Here is a 6,673-nt window from a genome sequence, read left to right on the forward strand (position 1 = left end):
ATACCCCGTATCCCTTAACCTGATTGTTTTAGCGTGTCCTATTTACTTTTTTTGAATTGTCATTCGGTGAGAGGTACTCTCATCCCTTAAATCTCCAAACGACTATTTTGTTGATTAAAAAAATATGCATCTGTTTCCAGCGGGAATGGCTGTTTAACTATTTATTTTTTGGACAATTTGTTAACCTTTGCAATATCAATATGAAAGTTATTCATTTTGATAGAGAACAGGAAGACAATTGATTATTTGAAAAGATTAAACTTCTTTATAAACCTAGTGATTTTTTCTTTTAAACTCTTTGCGGGTGGGATCTTCATTACTTCACCATTCACTACGCTGTATTTCCTGCCTCTTCTATATCTTATACCTTCAAATAGCTCACCCTTTTTAAACTCACCTTTTTCTTTATCGCCATTTTTAAAAATTCTCAAGCCCTTAACAAATTCTTCATCTTCAAATATTCCTTTCTCTCGATCCCCATTTTCGAGAATTTTAATGCCTTTTGTAAGCTCATTATTTACAAATACGCCCTTCTCTTTTTCCCCATTCTGATATGTACATTTTCCTCTTCCGTTAAAATCATCATCTTTAAATTTTCCGACATATTTTTTGCCATTCGTATAGGTTATTGTTCCTAATCCATGGAATTTTCCATTTCTGAATTGTCCTTCATATGTGTATCCAGGAAAATTTTTTCTCTTGGGGTACCTGAAAACACCCTGACCATTAGGCTCATTATTCTTAAATAATCCCTGATAAACTGACCCATCTTGGTCAGTCAAAATTCCTTTTCCATGGTATAATCCATTCCTATAATGGCCTTCGTATTCGTTATGCATTCCTACATGTCGACCAATCCCATGCGGTGTTTTTCCATCTGCTTTCTTTGCTCCTTTATGACCTAAATTGGAAACATTTTTCTTTTCTTCGATTTTTTCTTTAATTTTATTGGAGACAAATTTAGTTAAATCCGCTCCATATTGTTTTTTTGCAGAATTAAATTCTTCTTGAGTTATCCCAAATCTTTTTCGCAAACTACTTTCATTCACTTTGGCAATGAGTGTACAGCCGTCGGAATCTAAAATTTTTAATAAAACAACCCCTTTCTTCTGTTCAATTTTTTGTTCCTCTTTATAAAATTTTAAAGATGCCAAAGCAATTGAAAATCTTGAATCATTTTCTAAACCTTGAAAGAAAAGACGTCCTTTTTCTTTTCCAAGGCTTTTTTCTGGAAAAAAAATCAATTTTGCAGTTGATATTTTTGCACTATGTACTTGAATAGACATACTCATAAAAAACCCTCTAAAAAATAATAAGTAAGTTCACATTTTATAATACAAAAAAATATATTTCCAATATTTTAAAACAAAAAACCTATTAATTAATAGATTCACATATTTTTATTACTCACTTTTATAAAAAACCGCAATGAATTATAAATCCAAATAAATAAGAGAGAAAGGAGAAGGTTGTGGCATAAAAAGCCCATCGTTGGCGAAAAGATGGCTATCCGGGAAATTAGAGCTGTTTTAAAAAGACCTTCGTATTTTGTTCAAGGAGACATATTTTCCATGAGGCATGCCTATTGAATATTTTTTTGACTTAAAAATTAAGATTTTTCAGAGAAGAATCAAACAACCACCTAATTTTCAAATATTTGATGGTCGTAAGTTGCAAGTGTTTGGTAAAAATAATCTTGATCATCTACAAATAGCTGATTCACAATTTCATCGACAATACTCTTTATACTATACTTCATCCCTGTTAAACCCGTGCCTGCATTAAAACCAGTACTTAGCAGAGCCCCTCCTGTACAATTGAAAATAGAATGCAGGTAAGGTGCAGTTCCAGGCTGCTTTTCAGAAAAATTAGATCCCTTCCCTAAATAAGGAGAACGCAAAAGCATCTCATCTTTGAAATTTGTAGATACCATTCGATCTGACCACAAAGCAATTTTATCCCTAAAGTGATTCAACTCTTGCCTTAGACGTAAATCGACAGTCCAACCGATTGCTATGATGAGTGCATCAAAAACCTCCTCTGCTTTGGGAGTGATTACAACTGGACGATTTCCTAACATCTTGGAATCTATCCAGGGGTTGTTGAAATGGATAAAAATATTATTTTTAGCTCTCACATTCTTTACACCATCAGGAGTAGGTGGTTGGCCAATCTCATACATTTTAGATATAAAGCGAAATTTAGCTTCATCAGATAGACTGGAAAATCCCTTTAAAAAGCCGACGTACTCTCCCCACAGAAAGGTATGCAAATTGACGAGTTTGGATTTTTTGCTAAATATGTGAACTTCTTTTGCCCCGTATTCTGAACATTTTAAGGCATTGTCGAAAGCACATGGACCTGCACCCAAAATTCCAACTTTTTTATCTTTAAATTTTTCAAAGGCAATCACTTCACTTGCCTGATCATAGTATTTCCGGGGAATATTTCGTTGAATGTGTTCGGGAACGGACCAACCACCGGAACCTTGCAATCCTGTTGCTAAAATAATTTTACGTGCATATACCAGCTGTATTTCGTTTGAATTTACTGGCACAAAGAAACAATTGTCTTGCTGTTGCCACCTGAGGGAGCCAACCTTAGCATTATTAACAATAGGGAGATTCAAAAATGTTTGAAGCCAGGTGAGATAGCGAGCCCAATCTAAGCGAGGAATAAATTGTATTTCTTTCCAGGCATCTTCTCCATAAATCGCTTCATACCAAGATTGAAAAGTCAAGCTTGGTATATCGCAATCGGGACCAAGTGTATATTTGGGTGTTCGAAGTGTATCCATACGTGCATATGTTAGCCATGGGCCTACACAACCTTTGTCATTTTCATCAAAGATCAAAATATTCGTGATCTTTTCTCTAATTAAAGAAAAAGCTACAGCAATTGCAGTTTGACCTCCCCCTACAATCACAACATCGTATATCTTCTGACCATCCGCTGTTTTTCGAGAGGGAAGCCAATTTTTTCTAGGTGGATAGTCAAGAATTTTCAATTCTTTTAAAGCTTGACACTCAAGCTTTTTAAGGCGATTAGCTTTTTGATTAAAAAATAACTGATATAATTTTGAAATAGTCATATCGGCTTAGAATTCTATCTTTAATTGTTTTAAGCTTTTTCGTTGTTTAAGCTACCTATATCACTGTTTTTTTATTCAGCACACTAAAATAAAATCAGATAATCTAAGAGTCTCTTTTTTGACTCTCCAATGCTTGCCAAGCAGCTTCAAATGAAATTTTTATAGAGTTTTTTGACTTTCTACTTTATGATTCAAAAAATCATTCGCTTAAAGGAGGAATATGATTCAATTATCAAAATGCTTTGTGTCTTTTGCTCTCGTTTTAATGACAACACAATCTCTTCAAGGAGAAATTCTGACAGCTCATCCTCTGCCAATTCCAACTAATTTTAAGAGTACCGCAGCGGGTCCGACAGGCCCAACTGGTCCTGCAGGTCCTCAGGGAGCAACCGGAGCAACAGGCCCTCAAGGTCAATCTGCTGTTACACCTAATTATGCTTTCTATTACAATCCAAATTCTCAGCTGTCGATTTATGCAGGAGAAACGATTAACCTCACAATCCTGGATCCAGAAAATGCAGGGGGATTTACTGCACCTATAAATGGAGGAGTTTCAATTCCCCAAAGTGGCGCTTATGCCATTTCGTACTCTGTTTTTACAAACGTAAAGAATGCAGTTATCGCTCTTGCGGTTAATGGAAAAGCGCTTCCAAAAACAAGTGTTTCAGGGCCTTTGAATCAAAACACGTTAATTTTGAGATTAAATGCAGGGGATATTCTGACCCTCACAAATGGGTTATTATCTGGCCCCATTAATGCATTATCCGTTTCAACAAACACACGTTTACCAACTGTCCCCATTTCACTTACCTTACAACAAATTGGGTTTTAATTTGTTCCTGCCAGTACGCTGGCAGTTTTTTTATGCCTGGAGAAAAATAAGCCTAAGAATCGCTTAAAACATTACAGAGCCAGCTTCCCAACAATTACTTCTGGTTGGATACAAACATTGTTGGTAAAATTTATGGAGTTGACAATCTTGTTTCAATTAGCTTTTTTCCGCAAAAAACACACAGAAAGTCTTTAATATGGCTCTGATACATGTTATGGATCCAGTCCAAATCATCCATCATTTCATGCATTGCTTAAAAAGGATCGCTGGGAATGCCGGTGTGAGTGCTTTGCGTTATATTCCCTCCCTTCCTCATCTTGATTTATGGAAACAATTCTGGTAAAATTAGGAGAAAATTTGGGAGCTTCCTACCATTTTTGCGAGCATGTTTACAAAATCATAAAGGACAATCATTTCTCACTGGAAATCTTCCGCCTTAATCAAGCCATTCCCCTCCCCCCGAAGGATGCTGAAATGCTTCATTATTTAGAAAAAGGAGGAACCAAGTCTACACAGATCGAAGAAATTCTGCGGGAATTTAATCAAATTATTGAGGATTCAGCAGTTTTTGTCGAATTATACAAAATGTATCAAATTATGATTGTCAAATAGCCATAAGTGGTTTGACTTTAATTGTTTTTCTATACTATTATTTATAGAGAAATCTGTGAAATCAACAATCATTTATCCTATTAATTCACTCTTCCAGAAAACTTTTAAGGTACTTTTTATTCTATGTCTCCGCTTATCAATTGCCACAAGATCAGTAAAACATTTGGCTCTCGCCTATTGTTTGATCAACTTAATTTATCGATTTTTAAGGGCGATAAAATCGGAATTGTGGGGCCTAATGGAGCTGGAAAATCGACATTGTTAAAAATATTAGCAGGCCTTGAACATGCAGATAATGGAACGATTGCGCTAAGACAAAATCTCAAGGTGGGATATGTCCCACAAGATGCGGTGTTCCCTGATGCAACCGTTGAGGAGATTTTGCGCAAGCCATTACTGTCATCCTCTTTACACGACTATGAACAAGACGCATTGGTCAGTAAAATGCTGAGCAAACTAGGCTTTGAGGACGCTTCACAATCCACCACCATTCTTTCTGGCGGCTGGAAAAAAAGATTAAGCATTGGTCTCCAACTTATTCAATCTCCTGATATTCTGCTATTGGATGAGCCTACAAACCACCTGGATCTTGAAGGCATTTTGTGGCTAGAAAAATTCTTAAACCGGGAAAATCCAACATTCCTTTTAATTAGCCACGATCGTTTTTTTCTGGAGAATACCACCTCTAAAATGCTCGAATTGAATCGCATGTTCCCTGATGGCTTATTTCTTGTCGACGGAACTTATAGCACTTTTTTGGAACGAAAGGATCAATTCCTGTCCGGCCAGCAACAATACGAACGCTCTCTCGCTGGCAAAACACGGGAAGAAATTGCTTGGCTGAAAAAATCCCCTCAAGCCCGCACAACAAAAGCGCAATCGCGAGTTCAGCAGACGCATCGTTTAATTGATGAATTGGCAGAAGTTAAGAGTCGCAATAAAGTCACAAATGCCCAAATCGACTTCTCTTCTACAGAGAGACAAACTCGTAAACTCCTTACTGTAAAAAATTTAGCAAAAACACTAGGAGACAAACTTCTTTTTCGGAAAGTCGATTTTATTTTGTCTCCCGGGATGCGACTCGGCATCATTGGACTGAATGGAAGTGGAAAATCCACACTTCTAAAAATGCTAGCCAAAGAGATTGAACCTGATGTTGGGACTTTAAAATTTGCCGATGGTGTGCAAATCGCCTATTTCGATCAACAGAGAGAAGAGCTCCCTCTAAATCTACCATTAAGAAATGCCCTTGCTCCCGATGGAGAATACGTCAACTACCAGGGACAATCTTTACACATTAATTCTTGGTGCAAACGCTTTCAATTTTCCTCTGAGCGATTGGATTTGCCTCTCCATAAACTTTCTGGGGGTGAAAAAGCACGTGTTTTAATTGCACGTCTCATGCTAAAACCGGCTGATATTTTGCTTCTTGATGAACCAACCAACGACCTAGATATTTCAACCTTAGAAGTTCTAGAAGAAAGTTTACTCCAATTTCCCGGTGCCGTCGTTTTAATTACGCATGATCGCTATTTACTGGATCGCGTTTCTACAACTTTGATTGGCCTAGGGCTTTCTGAAGAACCTACTTTTTTTGCTGATTACACCCAATGGGAAACATATCAGCAAACGTTCAAGCAAGAAACAGAACCTAAGACACAGAAAAAAAATAAACAACCTGAGAAGGAATCCGCAAAACCAAAAAAGCTAACTTATGCTGAGGAATTGGAACGACAAGGTATGACGGATAAAATCATAATGATTGAAACAAAGTTGGAAGAATTGCACAAAAAAGCTGAAATGGTTTCTGACGATGCAACAAAACTGCATGCGACTTGTCAAGAGTTGACTTTAACACAAGAAAAATTAGACCAACTTTATGCTCGCTGGGAAGAACTCGAAAATAAGGCCCAGAGTGTGTGAATATTGCCATTTTCAAATATGTTTGATGGAAAAATATCTTAAAATATGCTAAAGTTCATTTAAATCTAACTCAACTCGCTAAAAAGAGAACGACCTTGAATAGCTTCCGAAGAAGAGCGTATGTTGTGTTTTACTACAGTTCCTAACCCAAACTTTTCAACACGCTAGTCTATGGTTCTTCCGCTAATGTCATATAAAGTTATTACATTTGGTCT

Annotated in this window: 5 protein-coding genes; 3 read left to right on the forward strand and 2 right to left on the reverse strand. The window is 36.7% G+C overall.

The features are described from left to right. Positions 1–242 precede the first annotated feature (242 nt). Together AB7E63_RS12770 and AB7E63_RS12775 are read right to left on the reverse strand one after the other, a co-directional pair. On the reverse strand, positions 243–1,292 hold the full coding sequence (locus tag AB7E63_RS12770; RefSeq protein ID WP_284452536.1) for an MORN repeat-containing protein: 1,050 nt from the start codon (positions 1,290–1,292) through the stop codon (positions 243–245). Between the two features lie 350 nt (positions 1,293–1,642). After that, the gene (locus AB7E63_RS12775) at positions 1,643–3,091 is read right to left on the reverse strand and encodes an NAD(P)-binding domain-containing protein (protein WP_284452537.1); all 1,449 of its coding nucleotides are present in this window, start codon (positions 3,089–3,091) and stop codon (positions 1,643–1,645) included. A 220-nt stretch (positions 3,092–3,311) separates the two neighbouring features. Between AB7E63_RS12775 and AB7E63_RS12780 the strand changes: the two genes are divergently transcribed. From AB7E63_RS12780 to AB7E63_RS12790, 3 genes are all read left to right on the forward strand, one after another. Continuing rightward, a complete protein-coding gene (locus AB7E63_RS12780; protein WP_284452538.1) occupies positions 3,312–3,923 on the forward strand; it encodes a collagen-like protein in 612 nt (203 codons plus the stop codon). Positions 3,924–4,280: 357 nt separating this feature from the next. Then, positions 4,281–4,535 (forward strand): hypothetical protein, encoded by a 255-nt coding sequence (locus tag AB7E63_RS12785; RefSeq protein ID WP_241208956.1) that lies wholly within the window; start codon positions 4,281–4,283, stop codon positions 4,533–4,535. A gap of 123 nt (positions 4,536–4,658) precedes the next feature. Further along, on the forward strand, positions 4,659–6,458 hold the full coding sequence (locus AB7E63_RS12790; protein WP_006340158.1) for an ABC-F family ATP-binding cassette domain-containing protein: 1,800 nt from the start codon (positions 4,659–4,661) through the stop codon (positions 6,456–6,458). Positions 6,459–6,673 lie beyond the last annotated feature (215 nt).

This window comes from Parachlamydia sp. (assembly GCF_050255895.1).
Classification (GTDB): domain Bacteria; phylum Chlamydiota; class Chlamydiia; order Chlamydiales; family Parachlamydiaceae; genus Parachlamydia; species Parachlamydia acanthamoebae.